Source organism: Chryseobacterium ginsenosidimutans (assembly GCF_024807225.1).
In the GTDB taxonomy this organism is placed as follows: domain Bacteria; phylum Bacteroidota; class Bacteroidia; order Flavobacteriales; family Weeksellaceae; genus Chryseobacterium; species Chryseobacterium ginsenosidimutans.
The window spans coordinates 1,192,766-1,215,514 of sequence record NZ_JANUCO010000001.1 but is presented as its reverse complement, the minus strand read 5'-3'; the positions used below and the strand labels follow the sequence as shown (position 1 = coordinate 1,215,514).

Here is a 22,749-nt window from a genome sequence, read left to right as displayed (position 1 = left end):
GTAGAAAAAATTACTTTAGTTCGTTAGTTTTAACAGCGTCCATATCGCCATAATCCATATTTTCTCCTGCCATTCCCCAGATAAATGTGTAGTTGGAAGTACCAACTCCTGAGTGAATAGACCATTCCGGAGACAAAACCGCCTGATTATTTTGCATGAAAATATGACGGGTTTCCTGAGGTTGTCCTAAGAAATGACTTACAGTCTGCCCTTCTTCCAAATCAAAATAAAAGTATGCTTCCATTCTTCGGGTGTGAGTATGAGAAGGCATCGTGTTCCAAACACTTCCTTCGTGCAACTCGGTCATTCCCATTTGTAGCTGGCAAGTTTCTAAAACGCTGTTGACAATCAATTTGTTGATCGTACGTCTGTTTGCGTATTTTGCTTCACCTAATTCTACAATTTCAGCTTCGTTTTTAGTGATTTTCTTTGTAGGAAAAGTGTGATGCGCGGGAGCCGAATTGAAATAAAATAAAGTCTGACCTTCATTTCCGTTTTCAAAAACAACATCTTTTGCACCTTTTCCGATGTATAAAGCTTCTTTATTTCCAAGCTCGAAAACCTCTCCGTCAACGGTTACCTTTCCGGCAGCGCCCACGTTGATAATCCCCAATTCTCTTCTGTCTAAGAAGTTTTGTGCTTTCAAATCATCAGTAGGCTCCAGTTTCAATGCACTTTTTACAGGCATTGCACCACCTACGATCATTCTGTCGTACATAGAATACACTACATTGATCTGATCTTCATTAAATAAATCATTGATCAAAAACTCCCTTCTCAGCTCTTCAGTTGTATATTTTTTTACATCTTCAGGATGATGGGCGTATCGAAATTCTGATTTTGTCATACTCTGGATTTTTAAATAAATTACGGTTTTCTCAAACCTGTTAAACATTGCGTAATCGATTGCATTAAATTACACTAAATTTTAATAGAAATACTTACGTGATAAATATATAATTATTCTTCAATTAGTTAACAAAAAATTAATTTTTATTTACACTCCTCTGATTTACAATAAAATAAAATTAAAAAAAGAGTAAAATAAGACGCAAATTTAATACGATTTTGTGTTTTGAATTAACCAAAATTAATACTGAACATTAATTTAAATATAAAATCGTGCCAAAACAAAACCCTGAAAATTCAATACTGATTTAATAAAAATAACTAAAATTCATTCTATATATTATAGATAATAAGATCAAACCTTATTAAGTATAAAATACTACTTAAATATCAGTTCAAAAAGATGACAAAAATCAGGAAATGAACAAATTTTTTATTCTTGAGCATCAATTTGGGGAATTTATTCAACTCAAAAAAGGGGTAATTTTAAGAAAATTTTAAGTTTAAAAATGGTAAATAATAAAAAAATGCTAAATTTTATTATAAGATTATGGAATGATATCAATACAAACAAATCATTAATTATCAATATTTTAAGCAAAAACAACAAACTTATGTTCTATGAAAATGAATAGATTGAGTAATCAAATTAATGAAAAAATAATATTTTTTTCTTTGCATATTGGAAAATAATATTAGTTTAGAAGCCAAGATATTTATAATGAAAAATTACGCAATCGATTGCACTCTAAAAAGCGTAACTCTTTCTAAAAATATTTGCCGCTAAAAAACATTAGAATACTTAACAAAATCCACACAAAGAACAAAAGACTGAGAAAAAACTTTCAACCAAAAATTAAAACTATAAGGATACAAAATGGATAAAAAAGTACATTCAATAAAGTGGTTATATCTAACTGTTTTTCTACTTCCTGTCCTTGCAATGGCTCAAGAAAAAGAAACTAAAAAGGAAAAAGAAACCAAAATCGACGAGGTTGTTTTGGTGGGATATACTAAGGTTTCTAAAAAAGATGTTACCAACTCTGTTGCTTCCGTAAAGGCAGATGCAATCAAGGATATGCCATCAACCAATGCTGCAGAAGCTATTCAGGGAAGGATGGCCGGAGTACAGGTTTCGCTAAGCGAAGGTTCGCCCGGAGCAGATGTAGACATTGTCATCAGAGGAGGAAATTCTATTACGGGAAGTAATGCCCCACTCTACATCGTAGACGGTGTTCAGATGGATAATGCCCTATCAATTTTATCACCAAAAGAGATTGAATCTATTGAGGTTTTAAAAGATGCATCTTCTACCAATATTTATGGAGCCAGAGGAGCAAACGGGGTAGTTTTGATCACTACAAAAGGAGGTCGTAAAAGGGCTAAAACATCGATTAATTACAATGCATTTTTAGGAGTAAGAAAGATTCAGAATACTATTGATGTATTAGATCCGTATCAATACGTGCTTTATCAGTACGAATTGTACAACAAAGGCGGTGTACAAACGGATATCGATGCCTTTGCAACAAGATATGGTACTTACCAAGAATTGGGTAAATACAAAGATATCAAGAAAAGAGATTGGCAGGATGAGGTTTTTGGCAGAGAAGCATTCAACTTCACCCATAACCTTTCTGTGACAGGAGGAACTGATAATTCATCTTTCTCATTATCATTGAATAATGTACAGGAAGACGGAATTATGATAGGTTCAGGGTTTAAAAGAAATATGGCCAACTTCAAATATGATTATGAACTTTCAAAGAAAGTAAGCATGACATTGAATGCAAGATACAGCCGACAAACCATCTTCGGAGCAGGAACATCTTCTACCGGTTCACAAGGTACTAACAGATTAAGAAATGCGGTAAGATATCAACCATTTGAAGGAGGTTCTACCGTAAATGTGGATGAATTTGATCCTTTGTTTGCCAATGAAACCAATCTTGTAAATCCTGTTCTTTTAGCTAATAATGAGATCAAGGAAAACGGAAGAAATGACTTATTGCTAAATGGAACTTTGGAATATAAAATCAACAAAGATTTTACCTTCAGAAGTGTCATCGGCTATGTACAGAGAGATGAATATGTCAATCAATTTTCCGGTACTGTAACCACTTTGGCAAGACAGAATAATGACCAGCCTGTGGTATTTTTAAGTAAAGCTCAAACGAGAAGAATTACGAATACCAATACTTTAAATTTCAGAAAAACATTTGGAAATCATAAGCTAGACTTACTGGCGGGACAAGAAATTGTGAAAACAGATGGAGAATCATTGGCGATGACGGTTAAATGGTTTCCAAAATCTATCAATGCTGAGGAAGCATTTGCCAACATTCAGTCGGCTTCTCCACCATCCGGTTTGGTACAAGACGCTCCAAAAGCAGGAAGATTACCAGATCGATTGGCTTCATTTTTTGGTAGAGCCAACTATATTTTCAAAAATAAATATATCCTTACAGCTTCAATGAGAGCGGATGGTTCTAGTGTTTTCGGACCGGGAAACAGATGGGGATACTTCCCTGCAGCTTCTGCCGCATGGAAAATTACTGAAGAAAATTTCTTAAAAGACAGCAAAACAATCAGCGAATTAAAACTTCGTTTAGGATATGGTTTATCCGGAAACAACAGAATAGGATCTTTCTTATACGACACCTTCTTTACGACATCTTCTGACTACGGATATGCGTTCGGAACTAATGTAACTCCGGGTGCTACAACCGGAAATATCTTAGCCAATAAAAACGTAAAATGGGAAACGGCAACTTCTAAAAATATCGGTTTAGATTTTGGGTTGTTTAAAGGAAGAGTTTACGGTAGTTTAGATGTATATCAAACAGATACAAAAGACTTGTTGCTTTTAGCACAAATCCCTAAAGACAGAGGGTACGAATATCAATATCAAAATTCCGGAAGTACCACAAATAAAGGGATTGAATTCTCCATAGGAACGACTATTATCAACAAAGATAACTTCACATGGAAGATGGATGCCAATATTTCATCAAACAAAAATACCATCAAAAGCTTAGGAAATAATGCATCTCCAAGTTCTTATTCTTACTTATATCCTTCAGGATGGCAAAACAGCTTAAATGATTTCTTAGTACAGGTTGGTAAACCCGTAGGAACTTTCTGGGGATATGTGACAGCAGGAAGATATGAAATAAGTGATTTTGATTATAACACGACAACACAGGTTTATACATTAAAAGCAGGTATTCCAAGTTCTGCATCTGCAGCAAACGGAGCAAAAGCTATACAGCCGGGAGATCTTAAACTTCAGGATCTGAATGGTGACGGTATTATCGACAATAAGGATATGACCGACTTAGGAAATGCCCAGCCTAAATTCTACGGTGGTTTCAACCAGACTTTCCGTTACAAAAACTGGGATATGAGCTTACTATTCAACTTCTCAGTTGGAAACAAAGTGTATAACGCCAACAAAATTGAATATTCAACACAATATTTATACAAAGACAACAATATGTTGGCAGAAGTAGCCGACAGATGGAGATGGTTCGATGATGCCGGGGTAAAAGTAAATGACCCAACTGCATTAGCAGCTTTAAATGCGAATACTACAGGATGGACTCCACCCGCAGGAGCCTACTTCTTACATTCGTACGCAATTGAAGACGGATCTTTCTTAAGACTAAACAACGTAACATTAGGATATTCTCTTGGAAAAGATTTTACTAAACAATTAGGTCTTTCAAATTTCAGATTGTATTTCACCATGAACAACGTATTTACAATCACAGGATACTCCGGATATGATCCGGAAGCCAATACAAGAAGAAATCCTTTAACACCTGGTGTAGATTATGCCGCTTATCCGCGTAGCAGATTTATCTTATCAGGAGTTGACATCACTTTTTAACCCTAATATTATGAAGAAAAATAAATTTTTAGCTATTCTATTTTCCATTGTTGGATTAGTATCTTTAAATTCATGTGAACAATATCTGGATGTAGAAAGCTTATCTAATACAGCTGAAGCACAGCAATTCGATTCAGCTTCCGATACTTTCTCCGCATTGGTGGGAGTTTACAACGCAACTATGGGTGATAATACCTATGGACAGAGAATGAACCTGATTCTTACCCAATCAGGAGACGATTTAAGAACTTCAGGAGATTACAATGCTAATGACAGAAGAGGAATCAGTTGTTTTGGTGCAATTCCTACAAATACAGAGCTTTTAAGACCTTTCTTAGATACTTATGCAGGGATTGAAAGAGCAAACCTTGTTATTAAGAATATTCCGCTTTCTCCCGTTTATCAGACAGGTTTCTGCAGCAGACAAAAAATTAATGGACAGATATTTGGGTGAAGCTTTAACACTGAGAGCTCAATTCTATTCTGATCTTATTAAAAACTGGGGAGACGTTCCGTTTCAGGATGTTCCATCAGCAGATCTTCCGGATCTATATCTTGCAAAAACAGACAGAGACGTTATCTACGATAAAATTCTTGATGATTTATTAAAAGCTGAAGCCCTTGTTCCTTGGAGATCTGAAGGAGCAACTACCGCACAAAGAATTTCAAAAGGTGCTGTAAAAGGTTTAAGAGCAAGAATCGCTTTGGCAAGAGCCGGATATTCTTTAAGAAGAGCGCCTCAGCAAATGTTACAGGGTTCTAATCCTCAAAAATATTATCAGATCGCTTATGATGAATGTAAAGATATCATGACTTCAGGACAACACCAATTGAACCCAAGTTATGAAGGATTATTCAGATCTTTACATACCAATACTCAAGATGCAACGAATGAGGTTATCTACGCAATCGGAGCATTCGGAGGAAACTCAAAAACAGACAGTAAAATCGGTTACTACAATGGGTTGAGACACGATGATACAGATTGGAAATCTTCAGGAGGGATCAGTGCAATTCCGGTATATTTCTATGAATTTACTAAATATGACTTAAGAAGAGACATCAACGTAGCTATTTTCAGAGTAAATACGACAAAACAGGAAGAACTTCAGACATCAATTAACTGGAATGACGGTAAATTCAGAAAATCTTGGACTGCTATTACAGGAACTTCTCAGAACCTTGGAATTGATTGGCCATTATTAAGATATTCTGATATTTTATTAATGTTTGCTGAAGCAGACAACGAACTTCACAGCGGGCCTTCTACAGAAGCTATCAATGCAGTGATGTCGGTAAGACAAAGAGCTTATGCAGGTAATTTGGGACAAGTAGGAACGATTCCTACAGACAAAACAGGGTTCTTTAATTACATTGTAAAAGAAAGACAATTGGAATTTGGTGGAGAAGGACTTAGAAAATACGACCTGATCCGTTGGAATTTATTAGAAACTAAAATCAACGAAACAAAAGCCAAGCTTACCCAATTCATGAATGGTACAGGAGCTTATGCCAACGTTCCGGAATATATTTTCTACAAAAAAGTAGCGTATACTCCTACAAAAACAGCTCAGCAAAATATTTCTGATATCGATTTTTATACCGCTACAGGAGTTGCAAAAGCAGACATTTTCTATAGCCCGAATCAAAGTGTGGCAACACCTTCCGGATATACAAAAGTAAACTGGAGACTTGCCATGACGCAGCCATACATCAGTGGAGATCCGGTGAAGAGCTATGCATATTATTTCCAGCCAAACAAAAGAGAATTGCTTCCATTGGCTTTAGATGTTGTAAATTCTAACTACAATCTTACACAGGATTACGGTTACTAGACAAAAAAATTTCACATTCATATCAAAGAAATACAGACTTTCTCCGTAAAAAGAGAAGTCTGTATTTTAACTAAAAATCTTTCAATGAAAACTTCCAATTTTATTAAAAGTTTTACATTCTTTTCAATATTTTCGATGCTATTGTTAAGTCTTCTTTCTTTCAAAACTAATGATAAATTAATCACAGTTTCGAAAGACGGAAAAGGCAACTTTACCACAGTACAACAAGCGATCGATGCCGTTGAAAATGGTTCTTCTATGAGAACAAAAATTTTAATTAAAGCCGGAACTTACAAAGAAAAAATTACCATTCCCCATACAAAAGGAGCGATTTTATTGGAAGGAGAAAATCCTGAAAATACCATCATTACTTACGACGATTTTGCTTCAAAAAAGAATTCGGAAGGCAAAGACATCGGAACAACAAATTCTTCAACGATTTTTATTTATTCAAATGATTTTACAGCAAAAAATATTTCGTTTGAAAACAGTTCGGGAAGAGTCGGACAAGCCGTTGCGGTATTGACTTCAGGTGACAGGATTACTTTCGAAAACTGCAGATTATTAGGAAATCAGGATACTCTTTATTTAAAAGGCGTTCAGGATTCAGTCGACAAAACAAAACCTTCAAGAAATTACTTTAAAAACTGCTACATTGAAGGTACAACCGATTACATTTTCGGAGCCGGAACAGCCGTTTTTGAAAACTGTACCATTTATTCTAAAAAAAATGCATCTTACGTTACAGCCGCCTCTACTCCACAGGAAAACGAGTTCGGATTTGTATTTATTAACTGTAATTTAACAGGAAATGCAGATACAAATTCTGTATATTTGGGTCGTCCGTGGAGACCATATGCAAGTACAGTTTATATAAATTGTGCAATCGATTCCATAATTAAACCTGAAGGATGGCACAACTGGAGCAAACCCGATGCTGAAAAGACAACTTTCTACGGAGAATTTAATTCAAAAGGAGCAGGAAGTAATATTTCTAAAAGAGTTTCATGGTCGCATCAATTAACCAAAGAAGAAAGCAAAAAATATACAACAAACAATATTCTTAAAGGAAAAGACAACTGGAACACGAAAAAAAGTTTAAAATAATTTAAACCAAAACAGCAACACCAAAGAATTTCCACTTATGAAAAAACACTTCACAAAAATATTGACGATAGGAATTTTATGCGGGATTTCAACTTTTGTTGAAGCTCAAAATACTGTAAGTTTTCCTGGCGCAGAAGGTTTCGGAAGATACACAACCGGCGGTCGTGGCGGAAAGGTTTATATTGTTGATAAATTGACGGATGACGGTTCAGAAGGAACTTTGAGATATGCTTTAGACCAAAAAGGTGCAAGATATATTGTTTTTAAAACAGGCGGAACGATTTACTTAGAATCACCGTTAAAAATAAAAGAAGGCAACGTCACCATTGCCGGACAAACCGCTCCCGGAGACGGAATTACCGTTGCCAACTATGAAACTTTTGTAGGCGCAGATAATGTGGTTATACGCTACATGCGATTCAGAATGGGTGATCAGAAAAAATATGAAGGCGATGCGTTGGGCGCAAGATTCATCAAAAATCTGATGGTAGATCATTGCTCGATGAGCTGGTCTACAGACGAGACGGTTTCCATTTATGTGAACGAAAATACTACGCTTCAATGGTGCGTAATCGCGGAAAGTTTAAGAAATTCTTTTCATCAGAAAGGCGCTCACGGATATGGCGGAATTGCAGGCGGAAAATTTGCTACATTCCATCATAATATCTACGCTCATCACGACAGCAGAAACCCAAGATTGGGAGAATATGCGGGAAGTAAATTTGCTTTGACCGATCTTACCGATTTCAGAAATAATGTCATTTATAATTGGGGACACAATAATATCTACGGCGGTGAAGGAATGAACGTAAATATTGTTAATAATTACTACAAACCGGGACCTGCGACAATGACGAAACAGCGAATTGTTGCCATCGATAAAAACGAAAAACCGGAGACAGAAGTCTACAACATCTGGGGAAAATATTACATCAATGGAAACGTTGTAGAAGGAAATTCGGAAGTCACAAAAGATAATTGGACGGAAGGCGTTTTCAGTCAGATGAAACCCTCTTACAATCTCACGGATAAAGATAAAAATTCCATAAAAATCAGTCAACCACACGATATTCAGAATAATGTAAAAACCTATTCCGCCAAAGAAGCGTACGAGAAAGTTTTACAATTGGGAGGGGCAAGTTTGATGAGAGACGCGATTGATCTTCATGTGTTGAAAGATGTAAAAAACGGGAGTTTCACGTATAAAGGTTCGAAAGGAAGCACCAACGGAATCATCGATTCACAAAATGATGTCGGCGGATTTCCAACCTTAAATTCAGGAAAACCTCTACCCGATTCAGACAACGACGGAATGCCCGATGAATGGGAAATTAAAAATAAATTAAATCCGAAAATTGCGAACGCAAACGGAAGAGATTTAGATAAAAACTACGATAATATTGAAGTTTATTTTAATGATATAGTCAAAAAAATAACTGAAAACCAAAACTAATAACCATGAAATTCTTTATTAAATTCAACGAAAAATCATTTATCAAAATTTAGATAAAAACTGAACATTTTAGATAAAAAATAATCAACTTTAAAGTTAAAAAAAATGAATTTCATTAATCATACAATTAAAATTTGCTCGATTGCAATTTTAGGCTCAGGAATGTTTTTGGCTTGTGCTCAATCAAAAGTTGCAACTCAGACAAAAACTACAACATCTCCATCCGGAAAAATAGTTCCCACGAATCTGAAATGGTCTGAAAGAATGCTACTTTCCGAAATGCACCGTTTCCCGGAATCTTGGATGATCGATTTCAGCAAAAGCCCAAAATGGACTTATCCTACAGCAATTGTTTTGGATGCTGCTGAGAAAATCTACGAAAAAACAGGCAAAAAAGAATATTCAGATTACATTACCAGCTTTGGTGATAAGCTAATACAAGAAGACGGCACGATTCTTACCTATGAACTCGACAAATACAACATCGACTTTCTGAACAGTGGAAACGTATTGCTTTATCTTTACGAAAAAGAGAAAAAAGAGAAATACCTAAAAGCCTTACAAACGCTTCGTTCTCAAATCGATGGACAACCGAGAACTTCAGAAGGCGGTTTCTGGCACAAGAAAATATATCCTAATCAAATGTGGCTGGATGGTTTGTATATGGGCGAACCGTTTTATACTCATTATACCAAAGATTTTGTAAAAGGAGCCGATGCAGACAAGGCTTACAACGATATCATCAATCAATTTGATTTGATTCAAAAGCATCTTTTAGATCAAAAAACAGGGTTATTGTATCACGCTTGGGATGAAAGTAAGGAACAACAATGGGCGAATAAACAAACCGGACAATCACCAAATTTCTGGTCGAGAGCGATGGGTTGGTACGGAATGGCGATGGTGGATGTCTTAGATTATTTACCGCAAAACCATCCTGGAAGAGCAAAATTAATTTCTTATATAAAGTCTTACACCGATGCATTGATCAAAGTTCAGGACAAAGAAACCGGACTTTGGTATCAGGTTTTGGATAAAGGCGGCGAAAAAGGAAATTATCTGGAAGCAACGGGTTCATCGATGTTTGTGTATACGATGATGAAATCTGTCAACAGAGGATATCTTCCAAAATCATATAAAGCTTATGCTAAAAAAGGCTACGACGGAATCATCAAAAACTTAATTACTGTTGATGAAAACGGAGTGGTCAATTTAAATAAATGTTGTGCTGTTGCTGGTTTGGGTGGAAAACCTTACAGAGACGGTTCTTACGAATATTATGTGAATGAGGAAATTCGTTCTAATGATGCAAAAGGAACAGGACCTTTCATCTTGGCAAGTTTAGAATTTGAAAAATAAAACTAAGCCCTGCAACCTAACTCCTATTACCTAAACAATGAATCTGGATTTTATGAGGACAAAAATTTTAAATATAGCAGCAATTACGATATTTTCAGTTGCTTCCACCTATCTCAACGCACAGGAAAAGAACTACGTTTCCGAAGTCTGGACTGCAGATCAGGGGAAGAATTTCAGAAATCCTGTTTTATACGCAGATTATTCTGATCCGGATGCGATTCGTGTTGGTGACGATTATTATATGACGGCTTCAAGTTTCAATGAAGCTCCCGGATTGCCCATTCTTCATTCAAAAGATATGGTCAACTGGAAATTGGTGAATTATGCACTTCCAGACGTCCTTCCGAACGAACATTTTTCTACTCCAAAAAGAGGTGACGGAGTTTGGGCTCCGAGTATCAGATTTCACAAAGGTGAATTCTACATTTATTGGGGCGACCCCGATTTCGGAATTTATATGATTAAAACTAAAGATCCTTTGGGAACTTGGGAAAAGCCTGTTTTGGTCATGGAAGGAAAAGGATTGATCGATTCCTGTCCGTTTTGGGATGAAGATGGAAACGCTTATTTGGTTCATGGTTGGGCGGGAAGCCGCGCCGGAGTGAAAAGTATTTTAAGCCTTAATAAAATGAATCCTGAAGGAACAAAAGTTCTGGATAAAGGTGTTCATGTTTTCGACGGTCACGATGCACATCCAACCGTTGAAGGTCCTAAAATGTATAAAAGAAACGGTTATTACTACATTTTTGCTCCTGCAGGCGGAGTGGCTACAGGTTGGCAATTGGTTTTAAGATCAAAAAATATTTATGGTCCTTACGAGGAAAAAGTGGTGCTGGAACAAGGTTTTACAAAAATCAACGGACCTCATCAAGGAGCTTGGGTAGATACGCCTTCCGGTGAAGATTGGTTTTATCATTTTCAGGATATTGATGCAGGAGGAAGAGTCGTTCATCTTCAGCCGATGAAATGGGAAAAAGACTGGCCTATCATCGGAATCGATAATAATAAAAACGGAATCGGTGAACCGGTTTTAACCTATAAAAAGCCAAACGTTGGACAAACTTATCCTATCGCTACACCTCCGGAAACAGATGAATTTGATGGAGAAAAATTAGGAATTCAATGGCAATGGAGTGCGAACGAAAATATCGTTTGGTCATCCAAACTTCCCGGACAGAAATTTTTAAGATTATTTTCGATGAAAGTTTCTGAAGGTGAAAAAAACCTTTGGAACGTTCCAAATTTATTGACTCAAAAATTCCCTGCTCCGAATTTTGTGGCTTCCACAAAAGTTAAATTAACTCCTGAAGACGCCAAAGAAGGAAAAACCGCAGGATTATTGGTGATGGGATTAGATCATGAATCGATTGTAATTACCAATAAGCCGGACGGATTTTATCTTCAATTAAGAAGAGCCGAAAAAGCAGATAAAGGCGGTGAGGAAAAGGTTTTGTTTGAAACAAAATTAAAAGGCAACGAAGCCTATTTAAAAGTAAATGTAAACGAACCGAATGGTTTATGCCAGTTCAGCTACAGCGAAAACGGAAAAACTTTCACAAAAGTAGGCGATGTTTTCCAAGCAAAACCTGGAAAATGGATCGGAGCTAAAGTCGGTTTATACAGCGTAAGCACAGCAAAAGCTTCTCGCGGAGGATATGCGGATTTTGATTGGTTTAGAATTACTAGAAATTAATTGTTTCCCACAGATTTCACAGATTTTCACAGATGATTGCGCATAGTTTTTAAAACCTATAAATAAAAATATTACATAAAAATCCATGAAATCTGTGGGAGAAAAAAATAAATCAATGACAAAAAAAATATACCATATCGTTTCATTTTTATCTGTCGTTTTATTGTTGACTGCATGTGAATCACAAAACAATGCTCAAAAGGGAACTACAAAACAGAATAAAAAAGTCACTCATATTTATCTTATCGGAGATTCCACGATGGCAGATTATACGGGAAATTACGAACCCGGCAAAGATTATATGAAAGTCCGTTATCCGATTACAGGATGGGGACAGGTTTTTCAGCCGTTTTTTGCGAAAGACAGTCTGGCTTCTTTGAAACCCGCGATTACAACAGATTCTGTCGCTATTATCGACAGAGCGCACGGTGGAAGAAGTACCCGAACGTTTTTTCAGGAAGGAAGATGGAGATATGTGTATGAACACTTGCAGCCGAATGATTATGTTTTCATTCAATTCGGACACAACGACGGTTCAGAAAAGAACCCGGAACGTTATGTAAATATTGAAGGATATAAAGAATTTTTAAGATTATTTGTAAGTCAAACAAGACAAAAAGGAGGAAATCCTGTCATCTTAACTCCGGTTGCCAGAAACTATCCATGGAAAGACGGAAAACTGGAAAATGTACACGGAGAATATGCGCAGGCTCCGATTGACATTGCCAAAGAAATGAATGTTCCCTACATCGATTTAAACAAATTATCAATGGAATATTTTACGAAAAAAGGGCAAGATTTTACCACAAACCATTACTTCATGAATCTTCCGGAGAATGTGTATGAAGCCTATCCGAAAGGTCAGAAAGACAATACGCATTTTCAGCCGGATGGTGCAAAAGTGGTAGCGTCAATTGTTTATCAAGAATTTAAAAAACTAATTAAAACTCAGAAAAAATAAAAATGAAGAAGTCTCTCAAAGTTATCGGTTTAGTAGCAGCAATGATGTTTTCGGGGCAAATATATGCTCAGAATCTGGATATTTATAAAAATATTGAGTTTAAAATGCCGCAGGTTACAGAAACTTCTTTTGCAGCCAACACCGTTTCTATCACGCAATACGGTGGAGTTTCAGGCGGAAATGTAAAAAATACTGAAGCTTTCAAAAAAGCAATCGATGATCTTTCTAAAAAAGGAGGTGGAAAATTAGTCGTTCCCCGCGGAATGTGGTTAACTGGTCCTATCGAATTAAAAAGCAATATCAATCTTCACATAGAAGAAGGCGCGTTCATTATTTTCAGTAAAGATAAAAACGATTATCCTTTGGTTGACGTGAGTTTTGAAGGATTAAATACCATCCGTTGTCAGTCTCCGATTTCCGCAAGAAATGCAACCAATATTGCCATCACAGGAAAAGGGGTGATTGACGGAAGCGGTGATGCGTGGAGAGCCATCAAGAAAAGCAAAATGGCAGAATCTGAATGGAAAGAAATTGTAAAATCGGGTGGAATTTTATCTTCTGATGGTAAAACTTGGTACCCTTCGGAAAGCTACAAAAAAGGATTTGAAAGCAGCTCAAGCTTCAATGTTCCTGATAAAATTTCTAAAGAAGAGCTAAAATCGGTTAAAGATTTTCTTCGTCCGGTAATGGTAAGTTTGGTCGGTTGCGACAAGGTTTTGCTGGACGGTCCGACCTTCCAGAATTCTCCGGCTTGGAACCTTCATCCATTGATGTGTTCGAATGTTATTTTAAGAAATCTTACGGTAAGGAATCCTTGGTTTTCTCAAAATGGTGACGGTGTAGATTTGGAATCTTGTAAAAATGTTTTGATTTACGATAATACATTCGACGTTGGTGACGATGCGATTTGTATTAAATCAGGAAAAGATCAGGATGGCAGAAAAAGAGGAATGCCAACTGAAAATGTCATCATTAAAAACAATGTCGTGTATCACGGTCACGGAGGTTTTGTGATAGGAAGCGAAATGTCGGGAGGAGCGAGAAACATTCACGTTTCCGACTGTACTTTCATCGGAACAGATATCGGTCTACGTTTCAAAACAACTCGTGGAAGAGGTGGAATTGTTGAAAATATTTACATTAAAAATATTGATATGATTAATATTCCGACACAGGTAATTGGATTCAATATGTTCTATGAAGGCGCTTCACCGGTTTTGGAAGACGGACAGAAACAAGAAGGTAACAAAGTACCGGAAAAGATTTATCCAGTCACAGAAGAAACTCCGATTTTCAGAAATATTTTCTTTAAAAACATCAATGCCGTTAATTCTTATGAAGCGATTACTTTGTTTGGTTTAGCGGAGATGAATCTTAAAAACATCGTAATTGAAGATTCTCAGTTTGATACAAAAAAAGCAATGACAATCGTTGATGCAGACGGAATTCAATTGAAAAATGTAAAGCTTAAATATACTGAAGGAACGGGTGCAACGATTTACAACAGTAAAAATATCAACCTTTCAACCGTGAAATTTGAATCTGCAAACAAACCTGTCGTGAAAGTTTTAGGAAATAAAACGGGAGCAGTATTGTTGCCGAAAGAAATTACGTCTGATAAAAATGCACTTTCTATCGGAACGGATGTAGCGAAAAATGCAGTTAAATAAATGTATCAATTATTTAAACCAGTAAGGTAAATTAAGTTGTTAAGAATATTTAAGTTGCTTTGGTTTAACGATAAAATCAGAATGATTTTCTTAATTAAAACTTAACTTCTTCAATCGTCTTAATGGTTCAAAATTTTAAAATTTGACAACATGATTTTTAACAGAAAACATACTTATATTTCTATTTTTTTTGTGGGGACAATGGCATTCGGGCAAGTAAACAGACCGAATGCCACTCCTTACTCTAACGAAGGAACGTACGAAAAATTCAAGAAGAAATATTCTTTTATCAGTCCGATTGACCGACCTGTTCCCCAAAACATCAAGATCGATAAAGATGTGGAATATACCACTATCAATGGGCTTTCCTTAAAAGCTGATGTCTATTATCCTCTTGATCAATCAAAAAAACACCCCGGAATTGCAATGGTTCACGGCGGCGGCTGGGTTTCGGGAAGCAAGGAAAATGAAAAATTCATGGCAATGGAATTGGCTTCAAAAGGGTATGTAGTCATCGCAATCGGTTATCGATTGGCTGATGTTGCAAAATATCCTGCCGGAGTTGAAGATATCGAAACAGGGATTCAGTGGTTAAAGAAAAATCATAAAAAATATTCTTTAGATAAAAAGAAAATGGTTGTTTTGGGTGAATCTGCAGGTGCACAAATTGCGACTTTGGTCGGCGTTAAGAAAAAGAATAAATTACAGGCTATCGTAAATGTAGACGGCGTTGTTTCCTTTATTCATGAGGAATCCGGAAAAGAAGGAACGTACGACGCGTATTGGCTGGGTTATCAACAAAAAGACAATCCGAAAATCTGGAAAGAAGCTTCACCACTGGAATATGTGGATAAAAATACACCTCCTACCCTTTTCATCAACAGTTCGCAGCCTCGTTTTCATGCAGGAAGAGACGATATGATGAAAAAATTAAAGAGTTATAATATTCCGACAGAATTTCATGAAATCAAGGATACACCGCACTCTTTTTGGTCGGCAGAACCTTGGTTTACAGAAACATTGAATTTAACGGTTAGTTTTTTAGATAAAGTATTGAAATAATATTAATATGATCTTAAACGCAAAGATTTATTTTAATCTAACGAATATTTTAGGAAGCAAAGATGAATCAACAAGTTGATTTGATTAAGCTATCGTCATAGCTTCGCGAAGCAAATTTTATTTGCCTTTGCTTTCTAAAAATTATACGTTTCGTAAAAATAAATCTTTGCGTCAAAAAATAATACATCAGTTTATGAAAAAATTATTTTTAATTCTCTTCATCTCAATGGCTCAATTTCTCTTTGCAGCTAATGATCCTTACATAAAAATCACTGTAGCAAAAGATGGTAGCGGAGATTTTACATCGATTCAGAAAGCCATAAATTCTATCAGAGATTTAGGACCGGCGGAAGCATTGGTTTATATTAAATCAGGAACGTATAATGAGAAAGTTGTTATTCCTTCTTCGAAACATAAAATCACATTAGAAGGCGAAAATAAAGACAATACCATCATTACCAACAATGATTTTTCAGGAAAGATCGATTCGTTTAATGAAAAAATGACGACCTTTAATTCCTACACTTTATTGGTGATGGGAGATGATATTAAAATCAGTAATCTGACCATTCAAAACTCTTCTTGCAACGAAGGACAGGCGGTTTCTCTTCATGTGGAAGGTGATCGTTTTGTGATAAAAGATTCAAAGATTTTGGGTTGTCAGGACACGCTTTATTCGGCAACCAATCACAGCAGACAATATTTTGAAAACTGTTATATCGAAGGAACAACAGATTTTATTTTCGGACAGGCAACCGTTGTTTTTAAGAATTGTACGATTAAAAGCTTAGCGGATTCTTACATCACTGCAGCCGCAACGGAATCCGACAGACCGTATGGTTTTGTGTTTTTCGACTGTAAATTAATCGCTAAAGAAGGCATCACAAAAGTCTATTTGGGAAGACCTTGGAGACCTTATGCGAAAACAGTTTTCATCAATACCGAAATGGGAAAACACATCCTTCCCGAAGGCTGGAATCCCTGGAAAGGCGATAAAATGTTTCCTGATAAAGAAAAAACCGCTTACTATGCAGAATTTGAAAGCAAAGGCGAAGGCGGAAACACAACAAAACGTGTAAGCTGGTCTCATCAACTGACGAAAAAAGACCTTAAAAATTACCCATTAGAAAAGATTCTTAAGGACTGGAATCCAAATAAATAATCAGATAAATAATTAAGATGTTTCGACAGTTCCAACATGACAATTCTAAATATTAAAACCTTTATTAAAGGTATATTTGTAGCAATGTCATGCTGAGGTTCTCGAAGCATCTTTCAAGTTTAATAAATCAATTTAATTAGAATGAAAAAATTTCTTTTACTATTATCCGTTTTCATTTCAATAATGACATTTGCCCAAAAACCGACTCTTTTCCTAATCGGTGATTCTACAATGGCAAACAAAGAAAATCCGGATAAAAACCCGGAACATGGATGGGGACAGGTTTTACCACAATTTTTCAAAACAGGAATTGAAATTCAGAATCATGCGATGAACGGCAGAAGTTCAAAAAGCTTCAGAACGGAAGGACGATGGGATAAAGTTGAAAAACAATTGAAAAAAGGAGATTTTGTAATCATTCAGTTTGGTCATAATGATCAGAAAGTGAAAGATTCCACAAAATTCACCAATCCTTATACGCAATACAGAGCTAATTTGGAAAGATATGTGAATGAAACCAGAGCAAAAGGCGCAACCCCGATTCTGATGACCTCTATTGTGAGAAGAGACTTTACTGAAAATGGTGTTTTGGTGGATACTCATAAAGAATATCCTTTGGTGGTAAGAATGGTTGCCAATGATATGAAAGTTGCTTTCGTAGATTTGCAGTTATTAACAGAGCAAATGGAAATTGCTTACGGTCCGGAAAAATCAAAAAAACTACATCTGCATTATAAAGAAGGTGAAGATCCTTATTATCCAAAAGGTAAAGATGACGATACCCATTTATCAACTTTAGGAGCCGAATCGGTTGCAAAACTGGCGTTAAAGGATTTGAAAACTTTGAAAACAGGTTTAGAAAAATACATTAAATAGTTTTAAACGCAAAGACGCAAGGAATTCTTGAATTTGTAAATATTCTTTAAGGCGCAAGGATTTTATCTTCGATACAATTTCACACGGAATAACTGAAAATCTTTGATTTTCTTGCGCCTTAAAACATTATTATAATGAAAAAACTTTGCGTCTTTGCTGATAACCAACAATAAAAAATTGAAAAAATGAAATTCAAAAAAGAACCTTTCTTTGACGGAAATTCTGAATGGGAAGATTTAGGAGGTGGCGTATCAAGACAATTCGTTGGATACAATTCACAAGTAATGATGGTGATTGTAAAGTTTGAAAAAGACTCGATCGGAGCTTTGCATCAGCATTTTCATTCGCAAATCACTTATGTTGCTTCAGGGAAATTTGAAGTTACGGTTGACGGTGAAGTTAAAATTTTACAACAAGGTGACGGATTTTTTGCTCAGCCTAATATTTTTCATGGCGTAAAATGTCTGGAAGAAGGACAATTGATTGATTCGTTTACACCGTTTAGAGAAGATTTTCTTAAAGATTAATTCTAAAAAATAAGACTAAAATTCAAACCTTCAAGGTTTTTGAAACCTTGAAGGTTTAGAAAATATTTTTGCGCAAAAATTACCACATTATGAAAAAAGTTGTTTTTATGCTATTAATTTCACTTTTGACTCAATTATCAGCTCAGGAGAAAATCAACGTTTGGCCAAAAGGACAAATGCCTAATTCTAAAGGCTTAAAATTAAAAATCGTGGAAGAAAAACAAGGCAGCATCACACAAATTCAAGAGGCCGAGCTTTTTGCTTTTTTACCTCCGAAAGAAGATCGAAAACAGATGGCGGTTATCGTCATTCCCGGTGGTGGATATTACAAACTTACTTACGATCAAGGTGGTTTTCAAAATGCAAAATGGCTCAATACCTTAGGAATTTCTGCTTTTGTTTTGAATTACCGTCTCCCGATTTCTCCCGATGTGAAGCAGAGAGAACTTGCACCGTTGCAGGATATTCAGGCAGCGATAAAATACATCAGAAAAAATGCGGCTCAATGGGGAATTTCTCCCGACCAGATCGGCGTTTTAGGAACTTCCGCCGGTGGACATCTGGCTGCAATGGCAAGTAATATTACCACAGATTATACAGAATTAAAAGGAGATTGGGCTTCAGTTTCTACTGTTCCCAATTTTGCGATTTTAGTGTCTCCTGTCATCGATTTAGGAGAATTTGCGCATGTTGGAAGCCGTAACAGTCTGCTGGGTGAAAATGCTTCTCCAGAAAAAATTAAAGAATATTCTATGCAGAATCGCGTGACGGAAAAAACCCCGCCAACAATTTTGCTTCATGCCCAGAATGATAAAACCGTTCCGGTGATGAACAGCATTCTGTATTATCAGGAAATGATAAAAAATAAAGTGAAAGGTGCCATGTTCATTTTTCCTGAAGGCGAACACAGAATCGGAGTTATTAATAAATCTGAACTGACGGATAATTGGAAAAAACTGTGTGCAGATTGGTTGAAAACGATAGGTAATAAATAGCAATTAAATATTTGTTGGATAATCGCAAGGGCGCTATGATTTTTAATTATAATAATGCTTTAAGACACAAGATTTTATCTTAGATAAAATTGATTATCGCAAAAAAAATGTCGGTTTTTTTTATTTTCTTAAAGATTAATTCTTAAAATTTAAACCTTCAAGGTTTTTGAAACCTTGAAGGTTTAGAAAATATCTTACAATAATCACAAATCAACAAATCATGACAAAATATGTGTTCGTAGTATTCATTTTCTTTTTAAATATGTTTTCAGCACAGGAAAAAATAACGGTTTGGCCAAAAGGAGAAATGCCTAATTCTAAAGGGTTAAAATTAAAAATAGAAGAAGAAAAAGAAGGGAGAATTACCCAAATTCAGGAAGCTGAACTTTTTGCGTTTTTACCTCCGAAAGAAGATCGAAAACAGATTGCAGTTATCATCATTCCCGGTGGTGGTTATCACCATCTTACGTATGATTTGGGTGGTTATCAATATGCAAAATGGCTCAATACATTAGGAATTTCTGCTTTCGTTCTGAATTACCGCCTTCCAACTTCTCCGGATCTTAAGCAAAGAGAGATTGGTCCGTTACAGGATGTTCAGGCTGCAGTAAAACTCATCCGCAAAAATGCAGCTCAATGGGGAATTTCTCCCAATCAGATTGGTGTTTTGGGAACTTCTGCAGGAGGACATTTAGCGGCAATGGTAAGTGATATTCCTAAAGATTATACAGAATTAAAAGGCGATTGGGAAAATATTTCAACGATCCCGAACTTTGCAATTTTGGTTTCTCCGGTTGTTGATCTTGGAGAATTTGCGCATAAAGGAAGCAGAGTTAATCTGTTGGGAGAAAATGCTTCTGCCGAAAAAATAAAAGAATATTCTATGCAAAATCGGGTGACGGAAAAAACTCCACCAACGGTTTTATTTCATGCTCAAAATGATCCCGCAGTTCCTGTGATCAATAGTATTTTGTATTATCAAGCGATGCTTCAAAACAAAGTAAAAGGTGCTCTTTTTATATTTCCGGAAGGCGAACATAATATTGGAATCACCAACAAAGCAGAACTTACCGACAATTGGAAAAAATTGTGCGCAGACTGGCTGAAAACGATAGGTAATAAGTAATCGGAAATGAGTAATTAAAAAATATACCGTACATAGGTCTTCTAAAACAAGATTAAAAACAAGAAAGACTGAGAAATTCTCAGTCTTTTTTCTTATTCTGTCCTTGTATAGCTGGTTGATATATTGTTATTGCAAGAGAGATCCACAATCCGTTCCCACAGTTTCCATTTTTTCTCTTAGACCCATTTTTTCTGCTTGTTTTATAAGTTCTTTCGGAGGTGCTTGTCCGGGTTTTACGTCATTCAGCTTATAAAATATTTTAAGCTCATCCAGACTCAGTTTTTCACCTAATGCTTTTGTAAAGCAATCCGCAAATTTTTCAGACTTTTCTTTAGGGCTGCCATCTTTAATCATCTCTTTCGCCATTGTGTTTCGAATTGATTTTAACATAGACGCTTTGGTCTCGGTGGATTTTGCTTGTGCCATTGCCACATTACTGCCGCATAAAATCATCATGCAAAGTGCAAAAAATAGTTTTTTCATAGTTATTTCGTTTAAAAAGTTAAAAATAGAGTTTTTTTTGATAATTGAATTGTTATCATTCATTTTTTAGAGATAAACTTTTTTACACTTTTATTTGAAGCTTTTTGACTCCGTCGAATTGTACTTTTATTATTTTTTAAGGAGCTATTTCCCGCTTTCCATTGCAATCTTTTTTTGCAAAAAAGGATTTTCATTTCAATCGGGGCTATGGTTGCAGGTGATATTTTCAGCAGTTCAAAATAACCACAAAATTTGTCGACCTGAAAAGGAATCTGGACATTAATCTTTCCGTTATTTTTTTCTACAGCAAAGCCTTGTCAAGGCTGAATATGAAAAAGGATATTGCTAATTTTACAATATAATTTTCCACAAGGTTTGTCATTCCGCAGGAATCTAGGTGCGAATCTTTCCGTACTACTTTCTAAAAACTGTGCTTAGATTCCTGCGGAATGACAAAATATGTGTTTATTTCCAACCATTGAAAGAATAACACAATTCCTAGCCGCGATTGGAGCATTTGTTTGAGCTCATTTTGATGAAGTATCGTCGCGGCGGCAAAGCCACCGCGACGATACTTCATCAAAATAGCGAGTGCGGAAAGCGGGAAATAGCTTCAAATAAAAAATTTAAAAAAGATGATAAAGTTAAAATCTTTCCCACAAATCGGAAATAAGTTAATTATCAGAAATCTTATTTTTTTCAAGCCACTTCGGATATTCTTTGTTGACAAGTTTATCGGCAAAATCACCAAACCAGCTGTATCCGTTTCTTCTTTCTTCGGAAACTTCGTTGTAATTGTATTTTACACTTCCATCGCGATCTCCGAAAAGAGGTTTATTGCTATTAATATCGTAAAATCTTGCCCAGATCACAGAGTTTTTATCTTCAGCTAACGTTCGGACCGCTTTTCCGTTTACTTTTGAAACGTTGTAGCTGTAGCCTTCGATTTTATTTTGTTTAAACCATTTGACTGCCGATTTAATTGATATTTCAACTTCAGGATTTACCGGCTGCATCATTAAGAACCTTACGATTCCTACAGATTCTCCGGTTGCTAATGAAATAGGTTCAAAAGCTCTGGCTTTGTCGGGTTGAAGGGTAATTTCATTGTACTGATCTCCCCAAATTGAAGGAATTCCTTTTTGTAAAACCTGAGTTTTTAAAATACAATCAATTCCTTTTTGTACGGCAATTTTTGATTTTTCTTTTAATTTTGAATCCACCACATCGAAGTCATTTTTCCCTTCCGCAACATTGTAAAGAACCGTCAATGCGTTAATCATGGCGTTGTCATTGTACGTCACCTGCTTTCTATACAATCCCGAATTCGGATAATACTGAGGAAATCCGCCATTTTTATACTGCATCAAAAGAAGATAGCTGATTCCTTTTTCTGCCGACTTCAGATATTCCGGATTTTTTGTCGTGGAATACGCTTTTATTAAGGTATTAATTTCCTTTGAAGTCGCATTGTTATCAATCGTTGCATGATCGTCGCCACCTTCTTTTATCTTTTTCAACAGGTTTTTATCCAACGGCAAATCGTAATTCACCACAGATTTATCACTAAGCTGTTTTCCCCAACCTCCGTTTGGAAGCTGATAAACTAACATTTTTTCTGCCAAAGTATCTTTTTTTACCTGAGCGGAAAGGTTAATGGCAATTAACCCAAGAGCGATTGTATATATTTTATTCATCC

18 protein-coding genes are annotated in these 22,749 nt (G+C 35.9%); 15 read left to right on the top strand and 3 right to left on the bottom strand.

The features are described 5' to 3' along the window. Positions 1-10: 10 nt before the first annotated feature. Complete coding sequence (kduI, locus tag J3D55_RS05880; RefSeq protein ID WP_259129108.1) at positions 11-847, bottom strand: 5-dehydro-4-deoxy-D-glucuronate isomerase; 837 nt, start codon at positions 845-847, stop codon at positions 11-13. Positions 848-1,726: 879 nt separating this feature from the next. Between kduI and J3D55_RS05875 the strand changes: the two genes are divergently transcribed. The 15 genes from J3D55_RS05875 (at position 1,727) to J3D55_RS05805 (ending at position 20,567) form a co-directional block, all read left to right on the top strand. After that, complete coding sequence (locus J3D55_RS05875) at positions 1,727-4,741, top strand: SusC/RagA family TonB-linked outer membrane protein (protein WP_259129104.1); 3,015 nt, start codon at positions 1,727-1,729, stop codon at positions 4,739-4,741. 10 nt (positions 4,742-4,751) lie between these two features. After that, positions 4,752-5,195: a hypothetical protein gene (locus J3D55_RS05870; RefSeq protein ID WP_259129101.1), complete on the top strand. Its 444-nt coding sequence runs from the start codon at positions 4,752-4,754 to the stop codon at positions 5,193-5,195. After that, positions 5,176-6,576, top strand: coding sequence for a RagB/SusD family nutrient uptake outer membrane protein (locus tag J3D55_RS05865; protein WP_259129099.1), 1,401 nt, complete (start codon positions 5,176-5,178; stop codon positions 6,574-6,576). The genes J3D55_RS05870 and J3D55_RS05865 overlap by 20 nt, the downstream gene beginning before the upstream one ends. Before the next feature lie 84 nt (positions 6,577-6,660). Further along, a complete protein-coding gene (locus tag J3D55_RS05860) occupies positions 6,661-7,683 on the top strand; it encodes a pectinesterase family protein (protein WP_259129093.1) in 1,023 nt (340 codons plus the stop codon). A gap of 37 nt (positions 7,684-7,720) precedes the next feature. After that, positions 7,721-9,136 carry a pectate lyase family protein gene (locus J3D55_RS05855; protein ID WP_259129090.1) on the top strand — a complete coding sequence of 472 codons (1,416 nt, stop codon included), beginning with the start codon at positions 7,721-7,723 and terminating at the stop codon, positions 9,134-9,136. Between the two features lie 105 nt (positions 9,137-9,241). Further along, positions 9,242-10,495, top strand: coding sequence for a glycoside hydrolase family 88/105 protein (locus J3D55_RS05850; RefSeq protein WP_259129089.1), 1,254 nt, complete (start codon positions 9,242-9,244; stop codon positions 10,493-10,495). A 52-nt stretch (positions 10,496-10,547) separates the two neighbouring features. Then, positions 10,548-12,188 (top strand): glycoside hydrolase family 43 protein, encoded by a 1,641-nt coding sequence (locus tag J3D55_RS05845; protein ID WP_259129087.1) that lies wholly within the window; start codon positions 10,548-10,550, stop codon positions 12,186-12,188. A 115-nt stretch (positions 12,189-12,303) separates the two neighbouring features. Next, on the top strand, positions 12,304-13,149 hold the full coding sequence (locus tag J3D55_RS05840) for a rhamnogalacturonan acetylesterase (protein WP_259129077.1): 846 nt from the start codon (positions 12,304-12,306) through the stop codon (positions 13,147-13,149). Positions 13,150-13,151: 2 nt separating this feature from the next. Continuing rightward, positions 13,152-14,819: a glycoside hydrolase family 28 protein gene (locus tag J3D55_RS05835; protein WP_259129076.1), complete on the top strand. Its 1,668-nt coding sequence runs from the start codon at positions 13,152-13,154 to the stop codon at positions 14,817-14,819. Positions 14,820-14,969: 150 nt separating this feature from the next. Next, a complete protein-coding gene (locus tag J3D55_RS05830; protein WP_259129068.1) occupies positions 14,970-15,881 on the top strand; it encodes an alpha/beta hydrolase in 912 nt (303 codons plus the stop codon). Between the two features lie 193 nt (positions 15,882-16,074). After that, positions 16,075-17,043 (top strand): pectinesterase family protein, encoded by a 969-nt coding sequence (locus J3D55_RS05825; RefSeq protein ID WP_259129066.1) that lies wholly within the window; start codon positions 16,075-16,077, stop codon positions 17,041-17,043. 141 nt (positions 17,044-17,184) lie between these two features. Next, on the top strand, positions 17,185-17,919 hold the full coding sequence (locus tag J3D55_RS05820; RefSeq protein WP_259129064.1) for a rhamnogalacturonan acetylesterase: 735 nt from the start codon (positions 17,185-17,187) through the stop codon (positions 17,917-17,919). A gap of 185 nt (positions 17,920-18,104) precedes the next feature. Continuing rightward, positions 18,105-18,446, top strand: coding sequence for a cupin domain-containing protein (locus tag J3D55_RS05815; protein WP_259129062.1), 342 nt, complete (start codon positions 18,105-18,107; stop codon positions 18,444-18,446). 89 nt (positions 18,447-18,535) lie between these two features. After that, a complete protein-coding gene (locus J3D55_RS05810) occupies positions 18,536-19,441 on the top strand; it encodes an alpha/beta hydrolase (RefSeq protein ID WP_259129060.1) in 906 nt (301 codons plus the stop codon). A 220-nt stretch (positions 19,442-19,661) separates the two neighbouring features. Then, the gene (locus tag J3D55_RS05805; protein ID WP_259129058.1) at positions 19,662-20,567 is read left to right on the top strand and encodes an alpha/beta hydrolase; all 906 of its coding nucleotides are present in this window, start codon (positions 19,662-19,664) and stop codon (positions 20,565-20,567) included. A 126-nt stretch (positions 20,568-20,693) separates the two neighbouring features. Here J3D55_RS05805 and J3D55_RS05800 read toward each other — a convergent pair whose 3' ends face one another. Continuing rightward, on the bottom strand, positions 20,694-21,113 hold the full coding sequence (locus J3D55_RS05800; protein ID WP_259129056.1) for a hypothetical protein: 420 nt from the start codon (positions 21,111-21,113) through the stop codon (positions 20,694-20,696). A gap of 611 nt (positions 21,114-21,724) precedes the next feature. After that, entirely contained in the window at positions 21,725-22,747 is a 1,023-nt protein-coding gene (pelA, locus tag J3D55_RS05795) for a pectate lyase (RefSeq protein WP_259129048.1), read from the bottom strand. Positions 22,748-22,749: the final 2 nt, after the last annotated feature.